Consider the following 22682-nt stretch of genomic DNA (forward strand, 5'->3'; position numbering starts at 1 on the left):
CTCACGTGACTTGGTCAATACGTCCATTATAGAGCTTGACCCAAGGCGGGGCAACCTCTTTGGCACTTATGCCAATATGCTATGCCAGTATTTCGGCAAGTGGATGTGCCTGATGCCTTTGGGATGCCGACAGCATTCGCTCCCATACGAGCAGCTCCCGATCCGTACAGCTAAACAAGAAGATCTGATGCTCCTCGCTTACTTCCTCCAGATAAGCCAATGCCCGCTCCAGACGCCGCTGATCGTAGTGAACGAAATGATCGTCCAGAAAGAGCGGCAATGGTTCCGTCTGTTGGCTGACATGATGAAACAAAGCCATTCTCTGGGCAAAATACAGTTGATCCTGTGTTCCTGTCGAGCAATGCTCCTGTTCGAGTACGCGCTGGTTCCACGGTTCCAGTACTTTTACCGAAAAGCTGTCTCGCGGATCGAGCCGGACCTCCCGATAACGCCCTTCCGAGATCTTCTCCATCACGAGGGAAGCCTGTCGGTTGACGCCGGGAGATACATCCCGGTTCCACTCCGCCATTGCCTCCACCAGGGCATCACGAGCGAGCTGGAGTGCCTCCCGCTTTTCCAGCAGCCGCGCGAGTCCCGCCTGAGCTTCCTCGTACTCTGCTCGCGACTGTGCGACAGATATTCCCTCATGCGCCTCCATCTGACCGGTCGCCTTGGCAATCCGCTCTCTTACCTCCTGCAACTGTTCTTCTGCCCTTGCGCATTCCCTTTGCCAATCCTGTAAGCCCCATGCCTGCTTTTCGCGTGTCAAGCACTCCCGGACAGCTGTTCCCCACTCACGAATCAGTTTGTTTGCCTCTTCCTGTCTGGAGATCCGCTCAGCGGTGTGTCGGCCTTCACGCTCCTGAAACTGCTTCTGCCGCTGTTCCCGATACTCGACAAAAGCTTCCCAATCCGGCATCTGCCATTGGCTCAACAAGGCTCCCAGTCTATCATCCAGAAAAGCCAGCTCCTCTTGAATACGCATCATTTCAGCTGACGGAAGGCTGTCCACAAGGTTTCTTCCTTTCCGCTTCCTGCCAAAAAACCAAGCAACTGCTGCGAGAACAGCAGTCAAAGCAAACGCTGCGGCACTGCTGCTGCTCTGCTCAAACAACCAAGAAATTACCCCGATTCCCGCAGACGCAACGGCACCCGTCCACAACCAGGCCACCCATCCAAGACCCTGATGAGGCTCCCTGCTTTCTGACCGTCGTGTGGTGGCAGCGAGCTGCGCCAGTCTGACGTGCGCGTCTTCCCATTGCCTCCTCAACGCTACCCCTTGCTCATAATCGGTTTGGAGGCGGCGGAGCATCTCCTGATCTTGGCTCGGGGCCATTGGCTCATGTTCGCTTTCTTCCGCAATCTGTAGACGATGCAGCGCAGCGTGTGTCTGCTGATGAAGCACCCGTTCCTCTTGGGAAAAACTGGTTTCCTCCCACCAGCGCCACTGCTCTTCATCCGGAACGCTGTGGCTTAGCTGCCAACGCTTCTGCCACTCCTCTTCACGCTTCGCCCAATAGGCTTTCTTTTGCAGCAATCGATGGCGCAGCTGCTCCAGAGAGACTCGCTCACTCTCCCAATCGGCAAGCTGGCGGCTCAATTGACTCATTTCTTGGCTGACCACTTCGGCTTGCCGCAGCTCCGCTTCTTTTTGCGACAAAAGAGCTGTCGCTTTGCCAAGCAGCGTATTTTCCGCCTTCTCCTTTTTCCCGATCGCACTCAAATCCCGCTCCAGATCCGCGAGAATTTTGTTTGCGATGGGGCTCGTTTCCTGCGTATCCGTCATCAAAGCTGGCATCAAATGCTCCCCGGCGGCAAGCGGCTCACGGCGAATCCAGGTCACATCCGTAAACAAACTGCGGCTAAGTCCCAGATGCTTTTCGATAAAATTGCGCTCCTTGCGCCTGTCCTCCTGGTAAACATCCGTCAGCTCTGTCCATTCCGGGTCCAAAAACAGGCGAGCCTCTTCCCGTTCTTTCAGCAAACTCCGGTGGAGCCGATACGTCCTCCCTGCCAGTTGATAGGTAATGATCGTTTCATACGGTCCCGGCTGCCACGGACGATACTTTTCGTACTCTGGCAGGTAACGGGTCGTTTTTACGTAATCTCGCTTCATGCCGTACAGTGCGGCGATCATGCCATGCAGCAATGTCGACTTGCCAGCTTCATTGGGGGCAAAGAAGAGATTGATACCCGGTGCGAAGCGGAACACAGCGTCCTGGTACTTCCCAAAACCCTTTAGCTGCACCTCTTCGATTCTCATACTGAACTCCCCCCAATCCGCTCCACTGCTTCCCGACGCGCCAACCGGATCATCTGGCGCTGTGCCTCATCGGTGGCTATCGCTTCCGCATCGGCCAGCTTGGCGAGCCATCTGCCCAATACGCCGCCTTCCGCGATCAGCTTCTCCTCGTCCACGTCAGGCCAAGTCTGGTCGGTAAAACGAATCAGAAAAAAGTGACGAAAACGCTGCTGCAACACGGGAAGCGATGGGGTGAAATGCGCGGCTCGCTCCCCGCTGAAGGTGACGTAGACCATATTTTCGGCAGACTCGCCTGCCAATTCCTGTTCCACCAACTCCACCAGAGCCTCCGTCGTCTCTACTCCGCCAAGCTTGATCTCAATCTTGCTGACGCGCCTTTGTTCGACGGAGACGGGCGTAAGCGTCAGTCTGCCGGCATGATCCAATTCACCATACAAGACGCAGCGCTCTCCCTCCTCCTTGACAGTCAAGGCTTCTGGAGTCCCCGGGTAGGCGGCAATCGGCTGTTTTTTCAGCGGATGGACGAATTGCATCGGCTTGTGAATATGCCCCAGTGCCACATAATCCATCCCGGTATCCACCAATTCCTTTACCGTCACAGGGGCGTAAGGATGATGGTCGTCTCCCCCGCTGCTCCGCACATGTGCGTGGAGAACCATCACGTGATGCTTGTATCCCGACAGCTTGCCTGGAAAATGGCGCAAAGGCGATTCGTAAACATGCGGCTCAGGAAATCCCCAGCCATAGACCACGCAGGATTTCTCCGGAAATTCAAAGGCCCCCCACTCCGGCGTAAACCAGAATACGTTGCCGGACCAGCCCAGGCTCTGATAATAGGAATCCTCTCTCCACGGATCATGATTGCCGGGTGCAATGCAGACGGGTACAGGCGCGACACTGGCAAACAAATCACGCAAAAATAAAGCCGTAGCACGGCTGCCGCCGCGATATTCGAGCAGGTCTCCCGCGATCAGCCAGAAGTCTGCCTGCTTGTCCACGACCAGATCGCGGATCCGGCGCATCGTCCGGCGAAAATCATCCTGCCGGAGCGCATACTGCTCCGACAAAGCTTGCATCGGCGCATCCAAATGGACATCCGCCGTATGAATAAAGGTCAACAATGCTTTCAACTCCCTGCCTGCCCAAAACTACGAACATATTTTCTCCTTATGATACAGGAAATATGGAAGCATTGAAAAGCCCTTCCAAAAAGTATCTGGATAATTCATTGCACCTGTCAGAAACTACATAAAGAAAATACTCGGGTGGAGGGAGACAGCATGAAGGTTTTCCGGCTCATCATTCAAATCGGCTTGTGCATCTGCATCGTATCTGCTGTCCTGCCGCTGGTACCGGCGAGCGCTGCCCCATCCGCCCCATCTGTCGATCCTGTTTTAGAGGAGCGTCTCCAGCTTTTTCAACAGATGGAGGCAATGTACGGGGTCCCCTGGACGTATCTGGCTGCCATTGATCAATATGAGCGGTCAATGAAGATACGCAAAAAGAAAAAGGGTGAACCCGAATCTGCAGCGAATCGATTGACGGCCATAGACATTCCCGTCGAGCGATGGTGCGGGGAGTTAAATCCAGATGAGAAGGATTCAAACCCCGCTTCCATATCCTTTTTTGGCGGGATCGGGATAGATGGAGATGGCGATGGAATGGCGGATCGCCACAATGACCGTGATGTGCTGGCGACTTTCATCCATTTTCTGTCCGACTACGGATTTGAGCGCGACGATTGGCGCATCGGACTTTGGGAGTACTACAAGCGCAGCCGCTCCGTCAGAACGATTCACCAGTTTGCCATCATCTACGACAAGTATCAGCATCTCGATCTGGGCGGCCGTCATTTCCCCATCCCTTCCCGCTACAGCTACAGCTACCGCAGCACCTGGGGGGATGCCCGAGGCTGGGGAGGACGGCGCATTCACGAGGGAACAGACATCTTCGCTGGCTACGGGACTCCTGTACTCAGCACAGGATACGGCATGATCGAGGTAGTCGGCTGGAACCGCTACGGCGGCTGGAGGATCGGCATGCGTGACATGGCGAATGTTTACCATTACTTTGCACATTTGTCTTCTTTTAAAAAGGGCTTGAAGCCCGGAGACATCGTAGAACCAGGAGAAGTGATCGGCTATGTAGGCAGCTCCGGATACGGAAAGCCCGGCACCTCCGGGAAATTCCCCCCCCATTTGCACTATGGCATGTATCGGGAAACGGGCGGCGATGAATGGGCTTTTGACCCATACCCCTATCTGTGGCGCTGGGAACGCTTGAAAAAGAAAAGATGATCGGGAAGCGGCACGTCATGGGGGAAAGGAAAATTGCCTCACTCCCGCGAACCAATATGGAGCCAGCCTTTTCCTGTACTGGCCCATTTTACGAAAAAGAGGTGTTCGTCCATGACTGTCCTCTCCCTGCACAATCCCGCTACGGGCGAACAGATCGGCACGCTCAAGGAAGCGGCCCCTGATGAAGTCCAACAGGCTGTCGAGCATGCTCGCCGTGCATTTGCCGGGTGGTCGAAAACATCACTTGCGGACAGGCTGGACTTGTTGGCTCAGCTTCGTCTGTACCTCGTCCGGCATGGCGAGGAACTGGCGCAGCACATTAGTCAAGCCACCGGAAAAGTTCCATTCGAAGCATACATGACCGAGATCTTCGTTACGATCGATACCATACGCTTCTATGAAAAGCACGCCAGACGGATGCTGGCACCGCAAAAAGCAGCGACACCCTTGCTGCTTCAGCCCAAAAAGTCCTACATCCATTACAGGCCGATGGGGGTCGTAGCAGTGATCGCGCCGTGGAACTACCCCTTCCAGCTCGCTGTCATTCCCGTCCTCTCTGCCTTGGTCGCCGGAAATACAGTGGTCCTGAAGCCATCAGAGGTTACTGCTTCCGTGGGGCTTTTGATCGAGGAGTTATTCCGGGCTGTTCCTTTCCCAGAGGGAGTCATTCATGTGGTGCACGGAGGCAAAGAAGCCGGGCAAGCGCTCGTCGCGTCACGGCCTGATAAAATATTTTTTACAGGATCGGTTCGCACAGGCAAATCGATTATGCGTGCTGCGTCAGAGCATCTGATCCCCGTTGAGCTGGAGCTTGGCGGCAAGGACCCGATGATCGTCTGCGCCGATGCGCATGTAGAACGGGCGGCCAACGCCGCTGTATGGGGGGCTTTCACCAATTCGGGACAAGTCTGCATGTCGGTGGAGCGTGTGTTTGTCCACGAATCCGTCCACGACCATTTTGTCGCCCTGGTGACGGAGAAGACAAGAGCCTTGCGCCAGGGCTTCCCCCAATCAGCCGAGGTTGGCTCGATGACATTTCCCGACCAGATTCCCATCGTACGTGAACACATTGAAGAGGCTGTCGCCATGGGAGCGACAGCCGTCCTGGGCGGGGATATTCCGGTAGACGGTTCGATGTTTCTTCCGCCGACCGTACTGACCAATGTCACCCCGAATATGAAAATCATGCAAGAAGAAACGTTTGGTCCTGTGCTGCCGATCATGCGATTCTCTTCGGAGGAAGAGGCTGTCGAGCTTGCCAACAGCTCACCGTATGGACTGAACGCTTCGGTCTGGTCGCAGGACAGCAAGCGAGCCCGCCGCATCGCCGAACAATTGGAGAGCGGCAATGTCTGTATCAATGACGTCATCATCAGCTTTGCCAATCCGCATCTTCCTTTTGGCGGAGTGAAGGAAAGCGGCATCGGGCGGTATCGCGGTCCTCTCGGGCTGCAAGCCTTCACTCACAGCACTTCTGTCATTCATGACCCGGGCAAGCGCAGACGCGAGCTGAACTGGTATCCCTACACGGAGGACCAGCAAACCATGATGAGCAGCGTGACAAAATGGCTGTACGGGGAAAAACGGACCCTATCCGTAGACGCCCTGCGTGCCATCTGGCGGGAATTTCGCAGACTGCGCTGACGCATGATTACAGCTTGGTGCGCAAACTCCACAACTCGGGGAAGAAACGGTGATCGAGCACCCGCTTCAAATACTGGACACCTGATGATCCACCCGTCCCCATCTTGTTGCCGATGATGCGTTCGACTGTAAACATGTGATTGAGCCGCCACTGTTGTTGGCGGTTTTCGATGTCCACCAGCTTTTCTGCCAGTTCGTACAAATCCCAATACTTGTTGACATCCCGGTATACCGCGAGCCAGGCATCCTCTACACTCTGGTTTGGCTGATAATCCTGTGTCCAGTCGCGTTGTAACGCGCCTGGATCGATCGGCAACCCGCGTTCTGCCAGCATGAAGATCGAAGCGTCATACAACCCCGGCGTCTCCAGCGCTTTTTTTAATTGCGCATAGATCTTTGGCTCATGCTCAAATACCTTGAGAGCATGGGGACTCTTGTAACCCATGGCAAATTCGATCAGGCGATTTTGATACGACTGAAAACCGGACGACTTGCCCAGTGTATCCCGAAACTCCAGATATTCAGATGGTGTGAGCGTGGACAAGACATCCCAGGATTGGATCAACTGCTGCTGAATGCGCGATACCCGGGACAGCATCTTGAAGACCGGATCCAGATTTTTTTCCCAGATACACGAGATGGCTGCTTGCAATTCATGCAGAATCAATTTCATCCATAACTCGCTCGTCTGATGGATAATGATGAACAGCATCTCATCGTGATGATCGGACAGCCGTCGTTGCGCAGAGAGAATGGACTCCAACTGCAGATAGTCGCCATAGGACATCTCCTTGGAAAAATCCATATGAATACTCGCTTCGTTGCCCGCCTGTACGTTCCGCTCGTGGTTTGACATGGCGTTCTCCTTTAATCTTTGTTAGAATGTTGTGAATTTAGTTTATGATAGTTATTGACATGATGTCAATATCTTTGGACGACTTGCCGCGATTAGGCAGGCGCCACTTTAACCCGGAAAGGAAAATCGGCATGAAGCCCTCACCATTTCTTGTTCTATTGCTGCTGATGACAACTGGCATCGTATACGGCTGCCAATCCTCCGGCTTCGGCCACGCTGGGAGCAGTGTCGAGCTGTCCCTCGAATCTGGGACAATTTCTGTTCCCACAAAAGAATTGCCAGAGCTGGAAGACTACATGGCATCCTTCGATTCTTCCGAGCGCCAAATCGAATGGGAACGCGTGAACACTTCCGCATTCTCCTCCCCGACAGGCGTAGTTTACGGGGACATCCGCTTCAGCTGCGGCGCCAAGCTGTGCGACCATCTCTGGCTGCAGATCAAAGAAGAACAGCACCGCACCTTGTCCCTGCCTGCCTACGATGGGAGCATCTTCGTCAGCCATGCTTTTTCCCCGAACGAAAGCTATCTCGCCCTCCTGCTTGGAAGAAATGAGGGAACAGAGCTGGTGCGCCATCAGGTCCTTGTTTTGCGTACCGATGAATTCAGTGTTGCAGCTGTACAAGGAGAACCTGCCACGTTAGCCGAACAAGCTGTTACCGGCGATTTTGCCTTCCCGATCCTGGATCTGCAGTGGAAGGATGATCAGACTCTTGAGGCCACGGTTCCCGATACAGCAGATCTGTCCTATGAAGGATTGCAGCAATGGCGGGAGCAAGGAAGCAAAACCAGGACACTCCTGCTGCAAGTGTCCTGAGAGCTTTCCCTTCTTTACACGCGGACGCAACAAAACCCCTGGCGATAGCTGCCAGAGGCCTTGTCAATCCGCAGGCATTTCAAATTCTGATTTGGCCCGCGGCACATCCGGCTTGCCGTCGGGGTTGTTGTACAGGTACTGCGGCACATCCCCGATGATCAGCGAATGCGTAATGGGAATTCTCGTAGTCACGGTCTTCTCTTCTGTGGCGAAGGGGATGACGATCCTCAGATCCACCTCCACAAAAATGTAGACGGTCACTAGCACCATATTGATGCCTGCCTCTTTGAGACTTGTCTCCAGCTTGGTTTTGACGGAGCCAATAGGGACGAAGGTGATCGGGAGCTCGGGTCCCATGTTGGCAAGGAAGCTGTTGCCCGTAGCCAGCCCAAGCGGTATTGAGTGGTCTACTTTATTTTGCTCGAATTCCTGCAGCTTGTTCTGGACTCGAAAGGTCGTCTCCCCCACGATCCGGGAATACTCGCGAAAATTGAACTGATAGGACTGAATGCGCCCTTCATTGTCTTTTTCAATCATGACGATTTCATTGAAGTCGACACCTTGCTGGGAAATCCGCTTGGTAACGGCATCTGTTATCGCGTCTTTAGCAAGCTGTTCAGCCTTTTGGGAAGCGAGAATCAAAAGTGTGGGTTCCAGCCGCTTTTCGAGCATGACCAGCATCTGGATGGTCAGAATGAGAAAGATGATTAGCGCAATCAAGAAGGCTTTTGTGCGGGAAAGCGGGTTTCTCCAACGCCGACGGGGTCGAAACATCGCCAATCCCGTCACCTCCCAGTTGGTACATCCTATGGCAAAAGCATCGAAAAAAGACTAAGCCCTGTGTAAAAACGCGAAAGCCGCAGGCTATATAGCATGCGGCTTGGTGGACTCTTTGGTGGACTCCATTCAGACGTTCTTTCGGTTCATGTACAAGTACGAGAGCAAAAGCAACATGCCCCCTGCGAAAATCGCTTGCGACAGAATGACCATTCCCGACAAATCCAAGAAGCCGACGGCCGATGGGCCAGCCAGAAATCCGACAAAAAAGCCGCCTCGGCTCAACGTGTTCTGGACTCCCATCACCCTGCCGCGAATTCGGCTCTCCGCCCCCTGGAGAATCGTATTTCTGCATACCTGGGCAATTCCCGTAAACATTCCCGCCAGGCCCAAGAACAGCAACACAATCCATAGCTGGCTACCTGCAAAGGACAGCGAAATCGCAATCGCCAGCAAAAATGAGGCCGCAAAAAGGCTCGCTACCTGATGGGACCGCAGGTGGGAGGCCAAATACGTCCCCGCCCATGCGCCCGCGCTCATCAACGACCACATGCCTCCGTGGAGAACAGCATCCTTTGGGACGAACAGCTCCGCCAAGAACGGCAATCCGTAGTTATGCGAGGCCGTGCTCAAGGCTTCGAAAAATGCAAGCAGACTGACCGCGAGAAGAAGCGGGTGTTTTGCCAGATAGGCGTATGTGGCGCCAAACCAGAACCGACTCGCTGTCCCCCGCTCCTGCCGTACATCCCCATGGTCCGTTCCCTGCTGTTCGTCATTCTCCCATCTCAGCCGCATCAGGACGATCGCCGATACAAAGAAGGTAGCAGCATCAAAGGCGATGACTACGCCGTACCCGAAGGATTCTGTCAAAACTCCCCCGAATGCGAAGCCAGCGATCCCCACGATAGACTCCAGCCGCACAGTCAGCCCATTTATATTCACCAATGCGTCTTTGCCGAACATCTGCGGCAAGGAAGCCTGAAAGCTGATGTGAAACAAGCTGTACAGCATCCCTTTTACAAACGCCGCCCCGACGATGACGTACGGATGCGGGTACAGCAGCACCAGCAAGATCGCCAAGCCTGCCCCGATGTCACTGATCAGCATGGCACGTCTGCGATCCATGCGATCCGCGAGAATGCCCGCAGCCATGCTGAACATCATCCCGCCGATTTGGCGAGCCACAAAAAAGGCGCTCAACCAATAAACGCTATCTGCAAATGTAAAGATCAACGCACTCGATGCGATCAAATCCATCCTCGATCCCAGCGAAGACAGTGCATTGACATACAAGTATCCTTTATATCCCTTCATGTTCCAAACCCCCTGGCGAATGCAGGCGGTTCAGTTCGCACGCCCCTGATTACAGGGTGCGTACACTGATTGTGGCCGTTGACATGCGCAAGCCTCCTTTTAGCATACAAAATAGCAAAAATGAGTGTTTGATTTCAGGGGCGTATTCCCTGAAAGCTCCTGCTTGGCACATCACTGCGCCTTACCTTTATGGTAGCGCAAAAAAAGGGTATCGTCATGCCTGAAAATTCATGCTCGTTCCTTCAGGTATATCTGTTCTTTGACGGACGCTTCCGGATGAACCTCCACTTTCCCCCAGTATTCCAACCGCTCAATCTCGCATCCCGGTCCGATCACAACGTCTTTGCCCCGAACAACGCCAGCTTTTGTGTAATCAAGACTGACAACATCGCCTTCGATCAGCTCTGCATGAAGAACGACAGACGAATCCTGCCCGAATAATTGCTTCCAGATGGTGCCTTTGCTTCGTTTCACATCCAGATCCCCCCCGCCGATCTCCCTCGCCTGGCAGGGGCCGAGCATTCTCAGCTGCAATCGCTCCGCACTCAACAACCCTTGGATTTGGATGCCACCATAGACCTCCAGGAAGCCAGACTCGCAGTCGCCCTGAACCTCGAGATTGCCTGAAAAGGAGACGTCCTCTCCGCAAATCCGGCTATCAATTGCCAAATCGCCTTTGCCGCGGATTTTCTTCGCTTCTACATCACCTGTAATCTGCATATCTCCGGTCATCGACAGCTCCTCTGTCTGCAAGTTGCCGTGAACGGTCGCATCTCCTGTGCATGAGAATTTCTCGCATTCCACATTCCCTGCTATGGTGCACTCCCCGGTAATCTTCACCCGTCGATACTGTCCGCCAGCACAAGAGGAGTTCCCTACTACCTTTAAATCCTGCTTTGTTCCTTCAGCCACCAAGCTTCATCTCCTCCCCCACTTTTGCCTTTGGATGCTTGATCAATTCAGCCCGATACTCGACTCTGCCGATGTTGCATCCTGGCCCGATCGTGACCCGATTGCCCCGAACGACCTCTGCTGTCGTATATTCCAGATCAAGCTCATCCCCCTCAATTACCTTCGCCTGCAGCTCCGGATTGAACTTCGGGATCAACCGCAGCAGATTCCACTTGCTTTTCGAGAGCCTGCGAACGCGGAGAGCCTCCACGCCGATTTCGCCAGCCTTGCTCAATCCATGCAGATGTATCTGGACTTGACCTGCGTTTAAAAGACCATCGATGAAGAATGCTCCCTCTGTCTTTATGCTTTCGATTTCACAATCTTTTTTCACCTTCCATACGCCGTATACCTCCAGATGCTCTCCGCCGAGCTTCCCTTCAATGGTCAGCATCCCGTCGATTTTTCCCTCTGCAACGTGAGCGTCGCCGCGCACAGTAAGAATTCCTTCGCAAATCATTTCCGTGGTATCCAGATTACCCAGCACTTTGAACTGGCCGTTTGCCCGGAACGTTCGGGACTTGACCGCCCCAGTGACTTTCCCGACACCGTCGAGATTGACGCTGTCATAGACGCCGCCGCCAGCATTGCATACTCCGTCGACTGTCAGATTCGGCAGCACCTCGGTTTTATTCTCCGATCCAGTCATCTGATTCCCTCCTCATATCAGCTTCCCCTTTACTTGTTCCGTTAGATCCAAAAGTGATAGCCTCGCAACCACTTTTACCCCTTTATCAAAATGCAGCTCTGCCGGAACAGACACGATCACACACGTAGAAAGCCCCATTTTCCTGAAAAAAAGCAGATCGCACGGCTTGCCCTCCAGCTTCTGCCACTGTTCGTTCAGCGTCTCCACCAGCAGTCCGCCCTCTTCCAGGCTGATTTCCCCGGCAGCAAGCAACTGATCGATCACAAACAGCGGGAAAAACTCTGGAAAGGAATACACCGCTCCTCGCTCGCTTCCATGGGTGATCCCGTAACGATCCAACACAACCTTGGAAACAATGTTACGCTCTAACAATTCACCTGCTGTTGCATGCATGTCAGGGACCAACGGGGATTGAGACAGCTTCTCCGCCAGCTCATCCAATGACAAATCATCTTTCTTGTTGATGATTTGATCGATGCGCCCGAGGATCAGCTCCTTGGGAAAAAACGTTTCCTGCCCCGTAAAGGTGGACTTGCGAATAAACCACTCCTCTGGAATCAGCCGCTTTCGCTTCCATCTATACAGTTGGCCGTAGGAAATACCCGTTAACTCCAGCAGCTCTTTTTTGGAAATCAGTTCACGTTCCACTCTTCATCTCCTCCGATTATGAATGTAACATAACACTGTTACGTTGTAAAGCTATGTTTCGTGGTCCTCCATCTATAGTGGAGCGGAGGAAAAAGGGAAAAACGCTTCAGGCGGGTTGGGATCTTCACTGGGGGTAGGCCACGGCCGGCTTCACTCCAAAGGCGGAACCGCGGCCAAAAGCAGCCATTTCGAAGGAGTGGTTCAGAGTTGGCCGCTAAAATCGTGTTCCGCCTTTTCCGCTGCGCCTGGGTTAAGATCCCAAATGCCTTTTGCTTTTTTTCCCTTTTTCCTCGACCAGCTTTTCCTGGTCCTCCTCCAATTCTTTGTGGGTATCTCATGAGGACTTTCAAAGATATAAAAAACAGATAAACTCTCGTTTCTCTGTTCGATCCATCCAATCTATAGGTTTTCCGTAATATCAGAAAGCTCATCGGCGGAGTATGCTACCTGCGCCACCGCTTCATTCATGTCCTCCATCACGCGGAAGAAGCTCTCCAGTTCGCGTTGAATGCGGGTACTCTGTTCCTTGCTGTCCGATACAGCGCTGATAATCCCTTCAAAGAAAGCATTGGTCTCTTTTGTCATCGCTGTGCTGGAGTGGACAAGATTCCGGATCTCTCCGACGACTTTGGACAGTACAATGGTCTGTTGATTGGTTTTTTCGATCAGTTCTCGGACGCCGGACACGGATTGTTTGGTCTGCTCCGCCAGCTTGCGCACTTCATCGGCGACGACAGCAAAGCCACGCCCCTGCTCTCCCGCCCGTGCTGCTTCGATTGCAGCGTTCAAGGCAAGAAGATTGGTCTGCTCAGCAATTGCCGTCACTACGTCGACAATGCCGCGGATCTTCTCCGCGGTGTCTTCGAGCATGTTCATTTCCTCCGCGATTTGATGCACGCTGCCCTGGATCAGATTCATCTGCTCCTGTTGATTCTCCAGCTTCTCCTTCCCTTCCTGGGAAAGCTGCTGAGCTTTGGCAGAGAAGCCTGTCCCATTTTCGGCAAAGCGCATCACCTCGCGTGACTGTTCCGTCAACTGCTGCACAGACGCGCTGTTCTCCTCCGCCACCGCCGCGAGCTCATGGGCGGAGTTGGCGAGGGAGACACGCAGTTCATCTTTTTTCTTCTGTTCCATTTGGCGGGCACGTTCATGTTCGTTCTCGTACTCTTCCAGAACGATCTGCTGTTCGATGTTGAGCAGTTTCGTCACCACTTCCAGTGCCATGACGAATTCACGCTTGTCCGGAATGGCTTCGTCCAAAAGCCCGATGATCGATACCAGCAAATTCTGGAAGGCACACATATACCACTTCGGCTCCAGGCCGATCCGCATGTGAATGACGGCGATGCGGCTTCGTTGGGCAATATATTCACTGTCGATCTTGCCGCTGAACATTTCGGTGATGTGCCGATTCAGTGTTTGCTTCAACCGATCAATGGTGCTGTTATTGTCAATAATCGCCATAAGCAGCTCTTCACGTGCAATATTCTCGTAAAAACAGTCTACAATTCTGTCAATATGTTGAATGACAATAGGTTGAATCGCTTTTGCAATCGTCAGATCTTCTTCCGTCAAATGGATTTGGGCCAATTGTCTGGATAAAAGCGAACCAGGAGCGATGTTCACTTCCCCCCGTTCCCTCATTTCTCCAAAAAAGGACTCATTCTTCGATTTTCCTTTTAATCTGAACATGCTGGAAAACGGACTTGTGCTCATGGGTTGTACTCCTTTTATTGCAAGAATGTAAAGATAATTACCAATCCTATGAATTATATACTGGATCAAAGGACCTGTAAACATATTGGGAAACAGTTATGTGAAGAACTTATGATCAAGTCTGACCGAGCAGAAGAGACGTATGATATGGTAAAATGCGGAGAAAGTATGACTGATTTGGGATACCCAACCACTACTAGCAGGAGAATGACTCATGAAGATACTGTTGATTCAAAACGGACTTATCACACCGCTCGATGATCTCGAACAAACAATTGCCCCTCCAGATAACGGGTTCTACTGGATTGACGCTACCCCCTTCGATCTATCCGTTCTGCAACCTTTGTTCGGATTGCACCATCTGGCCGTCGAGGATTGCATCGACGAGGAGGAACAGCGTCCCAAGCTGCAAATCTATGATGATCATTACTTTTTGGTCGTAAACGGAATTACGTTCCATAATCATGATATTTTCTTACGTGAAATCAATCTGTTTTTGGGCAGCCACACGATTATAACCGTGACCAAGCAGGAAGCGCCGGAGTTCGCTCAGCTCCTTGCCTTGATTCGGGAAAAGGAATTGAATCGCCCCGCAGAATTGCTCTACCAGCTGATTGATCAGGTCGTGGATCGCTATTTTGATGTGATTGAAGATATTGAAGATATGATTGAAAAATTGGAAGAAGAAATATTGGTGAATACGCGCAAATCCCATCTCGAGCAAATCATCGGTTTGCGCAGTGAAATTTTATATGCACGGAAAATGCTGCTGCCGCAGCGAGATTTGATTGACGCATTGCATAAAAAAGAACTTCCGCTCATCGAGCCTTACCTACGGAAGTACTTCGGCGACATTGTGGAGGATGCTGTAAAGGTCGCGGAGAGCTTCGATACATTTCGCGACCTGATCGGCAACTTGCGTGAAGCCTACCAAGCATCTCTGGCTGGACGCGCCAATGACATCATGCGCGTATTTACTGCCTTGACCACGATCTTCATGCCCTTGACGATCGTGACCGGCATCTACGGCATGAATTTTCATAACATGCCTGAACTGAATAACCCTTACGGCTACTACATCGTTCTCGGCTCTATGTTGGCGATCGGCGTCACGATGTACCTCATTTTCAAGAAAAAGGAGTGGCTGTAATCCGTTTAAACCAGCTCATCACAAGCAGTAATCATCAGATGAAGCTTCTTGGACAGATCAATTTCGTAAGGTACATCTACCCGCTCTCCAGCTTCATTCATCAGGATGCGAATGATTGGGCGACTCGGCAACCCGATGTTGGCATCGACTACCACGCCGGACTCCCCTGTGTTCAATGTCACGCTCAACCCCAGCGGATAGAGGGCGATCGTATCCCGCAATGCCACTACATAGTGATGATCAAACAAGCGGTCGGCTCCAGAGTACAAGACCTCCATCGCTGCGTGAGGCAGCATCGGCTCGCGATAGATGCGATGGGGCGTGAGTGCGTCAAAAACATCTGCCACTGCCATCAATCTTCCGTAGGGGTGAATCTCCTCTCCCTTTAATCGGCGAGGGTAGCCTGATCCATCCCAGCGTTCGTGATGCTGGAACGCACAATGCGCTGCCAGCAAGGGTATATCCTCTTGCTTGCGGAGCAATTCAAACCCGATTTCGGTATGCTTTTTCATCATAGCAAATTCTTCTGTCGTCAATCGCCCAGGCTTTTTCAAAATCGCATCGGGGATATGCATTTTTCCAATATCGTGGAGTAGTCCGCCGATTCCAATCTCCAGCACTTCTTTTTCCGTGAAGTCTGTTTTCATCGCCAGTGCTGTGCTGTACAAAGCGACATTGAATGAATGGGTAAAGATGTAATTGTCATACGCACAAGCATCCGCCATCAGATTCAAGGCTGAACGGCAGCCCTTCATCTCATCCGCGACTGTCGTCATGATTTGGCGAAGCTGCCGTCCAAATGAACGATCGGTAAAGATTTGTTGCCACTTTTGCGGCGATTCCCCTACGGTAAACAAGGTTTCATGGATAATCGCCATCGCTTCCCTGCGCGTCTGCTCCGTAAGTACGCTTTCGACGAGAATGTCATCTGTCCGTTTGTCTTGTATGTATAGGCTCGTGATATTCTTGTTTTTCAATCTCATCAGCATGCGTTCCGTCAGTTCCACACCCGCCCCGACGAGTACCATGCCGGTCTCGGTGTATATAGAACGTGCCAGCGTATCACCTGGACGGCATTTTCGTATGGATATCAGTCTCATCTTTCCAATAATCGCCTCTCTTTTTCGTCCACCTCATTATAGCGTGATTCGACTCGTTTCAACACGAAAAAATGCACAATATAATGGAAAAAAGCCTTTGTCAGCGTTCATTGACAAAGGCTTTTGGCAAAAATATGGACGGCTTACAGCATTTTGACAAGGGCATCTCGGCCGATCATCCCTGCCGTAATCCCCATTTGTTCTGCTGTACGTGTGACGGATTCCAATGGTGCGTCGAGCAATTCCTGAATCGTCTTCACTCCAACAGCACGCCCTGCTACGATCTCCCGCTTGGCAAGCCGCTCGTTCAGCAAGCCTACATCGAGTGCCCCGCACATGATATACCCGTTGTCGGTCGTTACTGCAAGCAGCGTCGTCTTGGGCAGATGCACTGTAATTGCGATCGCCGTTCCTTCTGACAAATGAATAGGTTGGACTTCAACCATCGCGCACTCTCCTCCTGTCGCCCGTTTCGGCGTTATATCCTATGTAAAAAGGGAGGCGTCTGTGCACTTGCTCAGCCTGCCCTCACCGGAATCCATCTGCGTGAAAACGAACGCGCAATCATCTCCTCATTCTGCAAAGTCTCTGCCAGGAGCTCACGCAACAGTACGGGAAGAAAGAATTGGACATCGCTTCCTTGCAGCAGAACGGGAAAGAGACGATTGTACATGAACATATCTACGGTCCCCACTCGATACCTCCGGCTTCCCTCCAATTTCTGCCCGTTCACTTCGATGGAGACGATGCGGGGATGTTCGTCCTTCACATACTCAATTCTCAGGCCGTCTACACCCATCCAGCCCTCCACTTTCCCCCGAAATCCGCAGCCACGCAGTTCCCGCTTCACAATCTGCGGCTGAATCGCTTGTTCCAGAACTTGTGTGAGCTGTTCTCCCGTCAAGGTGATCGCACACAGATTCAATGGATGGGGCACACAGCGCAACAGATCTGCCCGGGACAAGCCGCCTTGCTTCAGATCGGTCAGCAGCAGTCCCCCGTTCGCCAGTCCCACCTCAGCGCCTGTTTTTTCCCGGATGCTTGCAGCCAAAAAGGAGCCGAATGCCGTCTCCTCCTCCCAGTCGATCCGCAAGTCGTGGGCAAGCGTGGCAATCGGTCGATTCAGCCTCGTCTCCGCAGCTTCCATCTCCTCCTGCAGGTATTGGCTGATCTGCGTATCCTCCGGGTACTGCTCTGTCGGAAATACCTCCGCAGTCGCTTCCATCACGGTTTTCTTTTCCCGATCCAGGACCAGGCGGACGTGACCGACGTATTGTCCAAAACGGCCGGTCTGGGCAATCAAGGTATTCCTGATTCGAACTCCCTGTTCCAGAAGATGGTGTGTATGGGCTCCCAAAATGACATCGATCCCCTCCACCTCCTCCGCCAGCCGACAATCCTCCTGGTAACCCAGATGGGACAAGAGGACGATCACATCCACCTGTGCCCGCAGCGCCGCTACCTGATCGGAGAGTATGGGCTTGGGTTCCAAACTTGACCAGCCCATCATCTGATAGGAATGCGGATAAGGGATCGTCGCCCCCAGCAAAGCAACTCGCAAATCCCCCCATTCATGGATGGCATACGGCACCGACCAATCAGGCTGCCGACCGTCTGGCGGGTCCAGCAAGTTGCTTGCCACGACCGTAAAAGCAGCATGTTCGTACAGGTGATTGAGCTGCTTTTTAGGCAAGGTGATGCCTTCATTATTGCCGATGGTAGCGTACTGGTAGCCGCTTCGGTTCATCAGCTCGACATTTACCTTGCCAAAGCTGGCCTCCGTAATGATATTCATCCGGTCCAGATGATCGCCGATATCGACGGTCAGGACATGCTCATTGTTCTGCTCCCAGGTCTGGCGATGTGTACGAAGACAGGTGACGATTCGAGGCAAGCTCGCGAAATGGCTGTGCAGATCATTCGTATGCAGCAAATGCAAGGTACAGATGTCCGCCACGATCTCCCCTCCCCTCTATTCCCATTAGCGAAAAATCGTTTCCCCGATCATTTGGACCGCAACGCCCAAAATGAGGACCCGCAGCAGCAAGACGATGGTTTTCCCCTTCATCTTGTTGGCTACAAAGGCGCCCAATTGACCGCCTGCCCAAGCTCCAGGCCCCAGCATAGCGGCGTTCATCCAGTTGATATACCCATGCGAAATGTTTGTGATGGAGCCGACCACTGCCGAGAAAAGGATTACCAGCATAGAGGTTGCTGCGGCAATATGCGGCGGAAATCGAAACAAAATCATCATCGCAGGCACCATCAGAACACCTCCGCCTACACCAAAAAGCGAAGAAGTAATCCCGACGAAAAAAGCGACCAAAATCGCCATCCATCTGGAGTATCCGTACTCGTATTCATTCCCTTCGCTATCGATGAAATGGCGCTTTACGTCCCAGTGCAGCTGGCGAGGCTTGATCTTGTCCTTCACCATCAGCACCACGAACATGCAAAGCTGAAACAAACCGAAGAGCAGCGTAAACTGATTCGTTTCTAGTAATGTATTAAGGTATACGCCTACGATAGCACCGGGAGCGCTACCGATAAAAAAAAGCAGCGCGCTTTGCAAGTCCACCTTTTTTTGCTTCAGGTAGGAAATGGAGGAGGACAAAGCAGTCACCGCAATGACGATCAGCGATGTTGCTGCCGCTGTATGCGGCTGCATCGATCCCGGCATGTAGAGATTGGCAAAAAACAACAGGGCAGGAACAAAGAAGATCCCGCCACCCAAACCGGCGATACTGCCAACCACTCCCGCAGCTAGTCCAATAAATAGGAACAATAACGCGATCGCTACAAACATGGCTACCCTTCTTTCTCTAATGTAAACAACTCCATCTGTCGAGGGTTTAACCCGCTTGGCTGCAGTCCCAGCATGTTCGAAAACTGCTTGGCATTGGCTACTGCATCTCCCCCAGAATTATTGTTGAATAAAATGCATACTTCTTCTGCCTCGCTGGCGATCTGCTCAATGCGTGGGACCCACTCCGCAAGCTCCGCCTCACTATAACGGTAGAGGTAGCGGACATCCCGCCACTTTTGCCCTTCTCCCGGATCACGCCAGCCCGCTATGTTTCGTCCATGAAAGCGGACCAGGGACAGAGCTTCGTGCGTGACACCTACCACGATCGGCACGGAACCACGACCTGCCTGCGGCTCGTCGCAAATCACGTGAGTGGCTTGCAACTGGCGTAGAAAATCCAGCGTGCGCTCACGGTACTTTTCCTCAAACCAGCTTTGATGGCGAAACTCCACTGCGAACGGATACTTCGCCATTTCCCTGCGACAGGCTCGTACGTACTGCACATGCTCGCGGGTGCAATCGAACCATGGCGGAAATTGAAACAGAAGTGTCTTTAGTTTGCCCGCATTCACGAGCGGTTGGATACTTACCTCAAACTGGCGAAAAAGCTGGCTGCGGTCCGTCGGGACATCCGTGCGCTGATGGCCTGTCAGAGCCTGATACGCTTTGACAACAAAGCCAAAGCGATCCGGTGTTTCCCGTACCCATGCTTCATAATTGCGTTGTGGTAAGATAGCGTAAAAGGAGCTGTCCAGCTCCACGATTGGAAAGTGGCCCGCATACACAGACAGCTTGTCCCGGCTGCGTACGCCTTGGGTATACAAATCATGTTGATCTCCCCAGCCACATACACCGATCTGAACGTTGCGCATACAAATGATCACTCCCGGAGGATACCATGTACATCGACCTTTTGGGCGAACCCTTTGCGTCTAAGGATACCAGACTATCCCTTACCCGAAAAGTGCAGAAACAGCTCTTGGATGAAGCGAATGCAAGATGGCCGCATGAATACTCTGCCCTGCTCTACGGTCGCGGGACTGCCATCTGCGGTCATATTGCCATGCCTGCTTCCAACCATGACAGGCACAGCTTTTCCTGGAATGGCCCGGATTTTCTCCAGGCACTTAAGCAAATCCGCCAGACCCGGATGCAATGGCTCGGTGTCCTGCACTCACATCCGCATACACCGCCTATCCCATCCTCCCGTGATGCGGCAGGATGGCATTATCCCTCTCTGAGCTACTGGATTCTCGGAATGCAAACACCCGCCACTCCTCTGTGGCGGGGCTATCAATGGGTAGACGGGGAATTCGATGTCCGTTCCTACACCGTCAGCGACGACAGCGAGTGAGCCTTCTCCCTTTCCTCTTCTTTTCCAAAAAATGCATGGTACAAAGCGATGACAGCGCGGTCTGCATCTTCTGCTTTCACGCCAAACATCATGCTTACCTCAGACGAGCCCTGGTTGATCATATCCAGGTTGATCTGGGCGGCTGCCAGGGCAACTGTCGCCTTCGCCGTAGTTCCGACAGATTGACGCATCCCTTCCCCGACGATCATAACCAAAGCCAAGTCATGCTGCACGGCAATATCGTCTACCTGAAGCTCGGATTGGATGCGCTCTACAATCCGCGCTTCCTTGGCCGGAGTGAGATCGCGTTCACGCAGAATGACGGAAATATTGTCGATCCCAGATGGCGTATGCTCGTAGGAAATGCCTTCCTCCTCGAGGATTTGCAGCAGCTTGCGGCCGAAACCGATTTCTTTGTGCATCAGGTACTTGCTCACGTATATGCTGCAAAAGCCGGTATCGCACGCGACGCCTGAAACGCGGTTCACCGAGGCTGGACGCTCCGCTACGATCATGGTTCCCGGTGCAGACGGATTGTTTGTATTTTTGATGCATACCGGAATTTCTGCCTGATAAGCTGGCAGAAGCGCCTCTTCATGGAATACACTGAATCCCGAGTAGGACAGCTCACGCATCTCCCGGTAAGTAATCTCCTTGATCTCCACCGGATTTTCCACCAGATTCGGGTTGACCACGTATACGGAATCCACATCGGTGAAGTTCTCGTATACCTCCGCCTTCACCGCAGCGGCGAGGATCGAACCGGTGATGTCCGAGCCTCCACGAGAAAATGTAACCAATTCTCCTGCTTCTGTATAACCAAAAAATCCTGGGAAAACCAAAATTCCTTGTCTGTCGCGAAGCTTTTTCAGTCTCTCATAAGCGGCAGGCAATACATGCGCGTTTCCTGCTTCATCGGTGACAAGCATCCCGGCTTCACGTGGATTCACATAGTGGGCATCTTCCCCCAGGCTTCGCAGATAATGCGCCACGACCTTGGCACTGTTATCCTCTCCAGCCGCTTTTACCGCATCGACAAAGCGGTCGGGTGAAAGTCCCGCATGATTGGCAAGCACAGCCTCCAGCTCAGCTTCAATTTTCTGACCGACCTCTGCCGGCAAGCCAAGCTCCCGGACGATCTCGCGATAGCGATTGAATACGGCTTCCTTTTCTGCCCGTGCCTCTCCCTTTTGCAAAAATACTTCCGCATAGCGGATCAGCAAATCCGTTACTTTGTCATCTTCCTTGTATCGTTTTCCCGGAGCAGAGACCACTACCAGACGCCTGTTTTGATCTGCTCGAATAATATTGCATACCTTCTTTATCTGCTCCGCATTGGCTAAAGAGGTTCCTCCAAATTTGGCAACTTTCATCTCCGACTCCTCCACCTATCTGTCTCTAGCATGTTATTAGATTACGGTATCCTCCCAAAAAGCACAAGTGTCTTTTTAGTGCGGACACATCACTTCAGGGCGGATCCCACATATTCGCCTGTCAATTGTGCATAGTAACAAGGCATAGCTTCGAGCTGCAACAAAGACAAGTGGCATAAGGAGAGAAAAGCATGAACAAGCAACTTCTTTCATGGATTCTGCTGATCGGCCTTTTCCTGTTGCCAAGCCAGACAGAGATCGTCATGGCGAAAAAAGAGAAGGATCGGGATTACTACGAGACGCGGGGGGAAATTGTCTGGGAAGTACCCACCAACAAAAAGGTAATTGCCCTGACCTTTGACGATGGACCTGATCCGGTCTATACACGCCAGATCGCGGAATTGCTGAAGCAATATGAGGCCAAAGCGACCTTTTTTGTCGTAGGCTCCCGGGTCAAAGCATACCCAGGGGTCATTCAGCAATTGGCAAAGGAAAAGCATGAATTGGCGAATCACACGTACACACACCCTGATCTTCGCCGGATTTCCCCCGACAAGCTGCAGGAAGAAGTCGTGGCGACCCAGCAGGAGATCTTCCGCAGCACAAACATCATGACTCACCTGTTCCGTCCTCCTGGCGGCTATTACAGCGAATCTCTGGTCGATGTGGCAAAAAAATCCGGCTATTTGGTTGTATTGTGGTCGTGGCATCAGGATACACGGGACTGGAGCGATCCGGGTGTGAAAAAAATCGTCAACAAGGTCTTGAACAATGCGCGAAACGGCGATATTGTCCTGTTCCACGATTACGGCGGAAATCGCAAGCAAACCGTCGATGCCTTGCGAGAGATTCTGCCGGAGCTGCAGAAGCGCGGTTATCAATTCATCACCGTCAGTGAAATGATGAAGCTTTATGACAACACCAAGAAGGCAGGAAAGGATTAAATGCAAATAGGCTGTCCCTTGCGAT

21 protein-coding genes are annotated in these 22682 nt (G+C 52.5%); 6 read left to right on the forward strand and 15 right to left on the reverse strand.

Annotation, left to right across the window (positions count from 1 at the left end; translation table 11 throughout):
- Nucleotides 1-79 precede the first annotated feature (79 nt).
- Both T458_RS48135 and T458_RS48140 read right to left on the reverse strand, forming a co-directional pair.
- Nucleotides 80-2263, reverse strand: a complete 2184-nt coding sequence (locus T458_RS48135; protein ID WP_023558279.1) for an ATP-binding protein — start codon at nucleotides 2261-2263, stop codon at nucleotides 80-82.
- Entirely contained in the window at nucleotides 2260-3384 is a 1125-nt protein-coding gene (locus T458_RS48140; RefSeq protein WP_031306086.1) for a metallophosphoesterase family protein, read from the reverse strand. Before T458_RS48140 ends, T458_RS48135 begins: the two co-directional genes overlap by 4 nt.
- Before the next feature lie 159 nt (nucleotides 3385-3543).
- On the opposite strand from T458_RS48140, the gene T458_RS48145 reads away from it, so the two are divergent.
- A complete protein-coding gene (locus T458_RS48145; protein ID WP_023558281.1) occupies nucleotides 3544-4560 on the forward strand; it encodes a M23 family metallopeptidase in 1017 nt (338 codons plus the stop codon).
- 111 nt (nucleotides 4561-4671) lie between these two features.
- A complete protein-coding gene (locus tag T458_RS48150; protein WP_023558282.1) occupies nucleotides 4672-6204 on the forward strand; it encodes an aldehyde dehydrogenase family protein in 1533 nt (510 codons plus the stop codon).
- Between the two features lie 7 nt (nucleotides 6205-6211).
- On the opposite strand, the gene kynA is transcribed toward T458_RS48150, so the two are convergent.
- Nucleotides 6212-7060, reverse strand: coding sequence for a tryptophan 2,3-dioxygenase (gene kynA / locus T458_RS48155; protein ID WP_023558283.1), 849 nt, complete (start codon nucleotides 7058-7060; stop codon nucleotides 6212-6214).
- Between the two features lie 131 nt (nucleotides 7061-7191).
- Between kynA and T458_RS48160 the strand changes: the two genes are divergently transcribed.
- Complete coding sequence (locus tag T458_RS48160) at nucleotides 7192-7875, forward strand: hypothetical protein (RefSeq protein WP_023558285.1); 684 nt, start codon at nucleotides 7192-7194, stop codon at nucleotides 7873-7875.
- Nucleotides 7876-7938: 63 nt separating this feature from the next.
- Here T458_RS48160 and yunB read toward each other — a convergent pair whose 3' ends face one another.
- From yunB to T458_RS48190, 6 genes are all read right to left on the reverse strand, one after another.
- Nucleotides 7939-8664, reverse strand: a complete 726-nt coding sequence (gene yunB, locus T458_RS48165) for a sporulation protein YunB (RefSeq protein ID WP_035316219.1) — start codon at nucleotides 8662-8664, stop codon at nucleotides 7939-7941.
- A gap of 117 nt (nucleotides 8665-8781) precedes the next feature.
- Complete coding sequence (locus T458_RS48170; protein WP_023558288.1) at nucleotides 8782-9966, reverse strand: MFS transporter; 1185 nt, start codon at nucleotides 9964-9966, stop codon at nucleotides 8782-8784.
- Between the two features lie 228 nt (nucleotides 9967-10194).
- Complete coding sequence (locus tag T458_RS56130) at nucleotides 10195-10878, reverse strand: polymer-forming cytoskeletal protein (RefSeq protein ID WP_023558290.1); 684 nt, start codon at nucleotides 10876-10878, stop codon at nucleotides 10195-10197.
- On the reverse strand, nucleotides 10871-11566 hold the full coding sequence (locus tag T458_RS48180) for a hypothetical protein (protein ID WP_023558292.1): 696 nt from the start codon (nucleotides 11564-11566) through the stop codon (nucleotides 10871-10873). Before T458_RS48180 ends, T458_RS56130 begins: the two co-directional genes overlap by 8 nt.
- A 12-nt stretch (nucleotides 11567-11578) precedes the next feature.
- On the reverse strand, nucleotides 11579-12214 hold the full coding sequence (locus tag T458_RS48185) for a YhbD family protein (RefSeq protein ID WP_023558293.1): 636 nt from the start codon (nucleotides 12212-12214) through the stop codon (nucleotides 11579-11581).
- Nucleotides 12215-12613: 399 nt separating this feature from the next.
- Nucleotides 12614-13930: a globin-coupled sensor protein gene (locus T458_RS48190; RefSeq protein ID WP_023558295.1), complete on the reverse strand. Its 1317-nt coding sequence runs from the start codon at nucleotides 13928-13930 to the stop codon at nucleotides 12614-12616.
- 214 nt (nucleotides 13931-14144) lie between these two features.
- Between T458_RS48190 and corA the strand changes: the two genes are divergently transcribed.
- Complete coding sequence (corA, locus tag T458_RS48195; protein ID WP_023558296.1) at nucleotides 14145-15080, forward strand: magnesium/cobalt transporter CorA; 936 nt, start codon at nucleotides 14145-14147, stop codon at nucleotides 15078-15080.
- A 5-nt stretch (nucleotides 15081-15085) separates the two neighbouring features.
- Here the strand turns inward: corA and T458_RS48200 are convergent, their stop codons facing one another.
- The 5 genes from T458_RS48200 to T458_RS48220 all read right to left on the reverse strand — a co-directional run bounded on the left by T458_RS48200 (nucleotide 15086) and on the right by T458_RS48220 (nucleotide 19858).
- On the reverse strand, nucleotides 15086-16180 hold the full coding sequence (locus T458_RS48200) for an HD-GYP domain-containing protein (RefSeq protein ID WP_031306088.1): 1095 nt from the start codon (nucleotides 16178-16180) through the stop codon (nucleotides 15086-15088).
- Between the two features lie 143 nt (nucleotides 16181-16323).
- Complete coding sequence (locus T458_RS48205; protein WP_023558300.1) at nucleotides 16324-16626, reverse strand: YunC family protein; 303 nt, start codon at nucleotides 16624-16626, stop codon at nucleotides 16324-16326.
- Between the two features lie 71 nt (nucleotides 16627-16697).
- Nucleotides 16698-18137 (reverse strand): bifunctional metallophosphatase/5'-nucleotidase, encoded by a 1440-nt coding sequence (locus T458_RS48210; protein WP_023558302.1) that lies wholly within the window; start codon nucleotides 18135-18137, stop codon nucleotides 16698-16700.
- Between the two features lie 24 nt (nucleotides 18138-18161).
- On the reverse strand, nucleotides 18162-18986 hold the full coding sequence (locus T458_RS48215) for a sulfite exporter TauE/SafE family protein (protein WP_023558303.1): 825 nt from the start codon (nucleotides 18984-18986) through the stop codon (nucleotides 18162-18164).
- 2 nt (nucleotides 18987-18988) lie between these two features.
- Nucleotides 18989-19858: a DUF72 domain-containing protein gene (locus tag T458_RS48220; protein WP_023558304.1), complete on the reverse strand. Its 870-nt coding sequence runs from the start codon at nucleotides 19856-19858 to the stop codon at nucleotides 18989-18991.
- Between the two features lie 26 nt (nucleotides 19859-19884).
- On the opposite strand from T458_RS48220, the gene T458_RS48225 reads away from it, so the two are divergent.
- Complete coding sequence (locus T458_RS48225; RefSeq protein WP_023558306.1) at nucleotides 19885-20340, forward strand: M67 family metallopeptidase; 456 nt, start codon at nucleotides 19885-19887, stop codon at nucleotides 20338-20340.
- Here T458_RS48225 and T458_RS48230 read toward each other — a convergent pair.
- Complete coding sequence (locus T458_RS48230) at nucleotides 20313-21713, reverse strand: aspartate kinase (RefSeq protein WP_023558308.1); 1401 nt, start codon at nucleotides 21711-21713, stop codon at nucleotides 20313-20315. The two genes, T458_RS48225 and T458_RS48230, sit on opposite strands and share 28 nt — an antisense overlap.
- A gap of 191 nt (nucleotides 21714-21904) precedes the next feature.
- Between T458_RS48230 and T458_RS48235 the strand changes: the two genes are divergently transcribed.
- Nucleotides 21905-22657 (forward strand): polysaccharide deacetylase family protein, encoded by a 753-nt coding sequence (locus T458_RS48235; protein WP_023558309.1) that lies wholly within the window; start codon nucleotides 21905-21907, stop codon nucleotides 22655-22657.
- Nucleotides 22658-22682 lie beyond the last annotated feature (25 nt).

This window comes from Brevibacillus panacihumi W25 (genome assembly GCF_000503775.1).
Classification (GTDB): domain Bacteria; phylum Bacillota; class Bacilli; order Brevibacillales; family Brevibacillaceae; genus Brevibacillus; species Brevibacillus panacihumi_A.

Coding starts and splice junctions, on each gene's coding strand:
- T458_RS48200 (WP_031306088.1), bottom strand. CDS start 16,180: ATGAGACTGATATCCATACGAAAATGCCGTCCAGGTGATACGCTGGCA.
- T458_RS48220 (WP_023558304.1), bottom strand. CDS start 19,858: ATGCGCAACGTTCAGATCGGTGTATGTGGCTGGGGAGATCAACATGAT.
- T458_RS48190 (WP_023558295.1), bottom strand. CDS start 13,930: ATGAGCACAAGTCCGTTTTCCAGCATGTTCAGATTAAAAGGAAAATCG.
- T458_RS48235 (WP_023558309.1), top strand. CDS start 21,905: ATGAACAAGCAACTTCTTTCATGGATTCTGCTGATCGGCCTTTTCCTG.
- T458_RS48170 (WP_023558288.1), bottom strand. CDS start 9,966: ATGAAGGGATATAAAGGATACTTGTATGTCAATGCACTGTCTTCGCTG.
- corA (WP_023558296.1), top strand. CDS start 14,145: ATGAAGATACTGTTGATTCAAAACGGACTTATCACACCGCTCGATGAT.
- T458_RS48150 (WP_023558282.1), top strand. CDS start 4,672: ATGACTGTCCTCTCCCTGCACAATCCCGCTACGGGCGAACAGATCGGC.
- T458_RS48225 (WP_023558306.1), top strand. CDS start 19,885: ATGTACATCGACCTTTTGGGCGAACCCTTTGCGTCTAAGGATACCAGA.
- T458_RS48145 (WP_023558281.1), top strand. CDS start 3,544: ATGAAGGTTTTCCGGCTCATCATTCAAATCGGCTTGTGCATCTGCATC.
- T458_RS48160 (WP_023558285.1), top strand. CDS start 7,192: ATGAAGCCCTCACCATTTCTTGTTCTATTGCTGCTGATGACAACTGGC.
- T458_RS48135 (WP_023558279.1), bottom strand. CDS start 2,263: ATGAGAATCGAAGAGGTGCAGCTAAAGGGTTTTGGGAAGTACCAGGAC.
- T458_RS48205 (WP_023558300.1), bottom strand. CDS start 16,626: ATGGTTGAAGTCCAACCTATTCATTTGTCAGAAGGAACGGCGATCGCA.
- T458_RS48230 (WP_023558308.1), bottom strand. CDS start 21,713: ATGAAAGTTGCCAAATTTGGAGGAACCTCTTTAGCCAATGCGGAGCAG.
- T458_RS48180 (WP_023558292.1), bottom strand. CDS start 11,566: ATGACTGGATCGGAGAATAAAACCGAGGTGCTGCCGAATCTGACAGTC.
- T458_RS48215 (WP_023558303.1), bottom strand. CDS start 18,986: ATGTTTGTAGCGATCGCGTTATTGTTCCTATTTATTGGACTAGCTGCG.
- kynA (WP_023558283.1), bottom strand. CDS start 7,060: ATGTCAAACCACGAGCGGAACGTACAGGCGGGCAACGAAGCGAGTATT.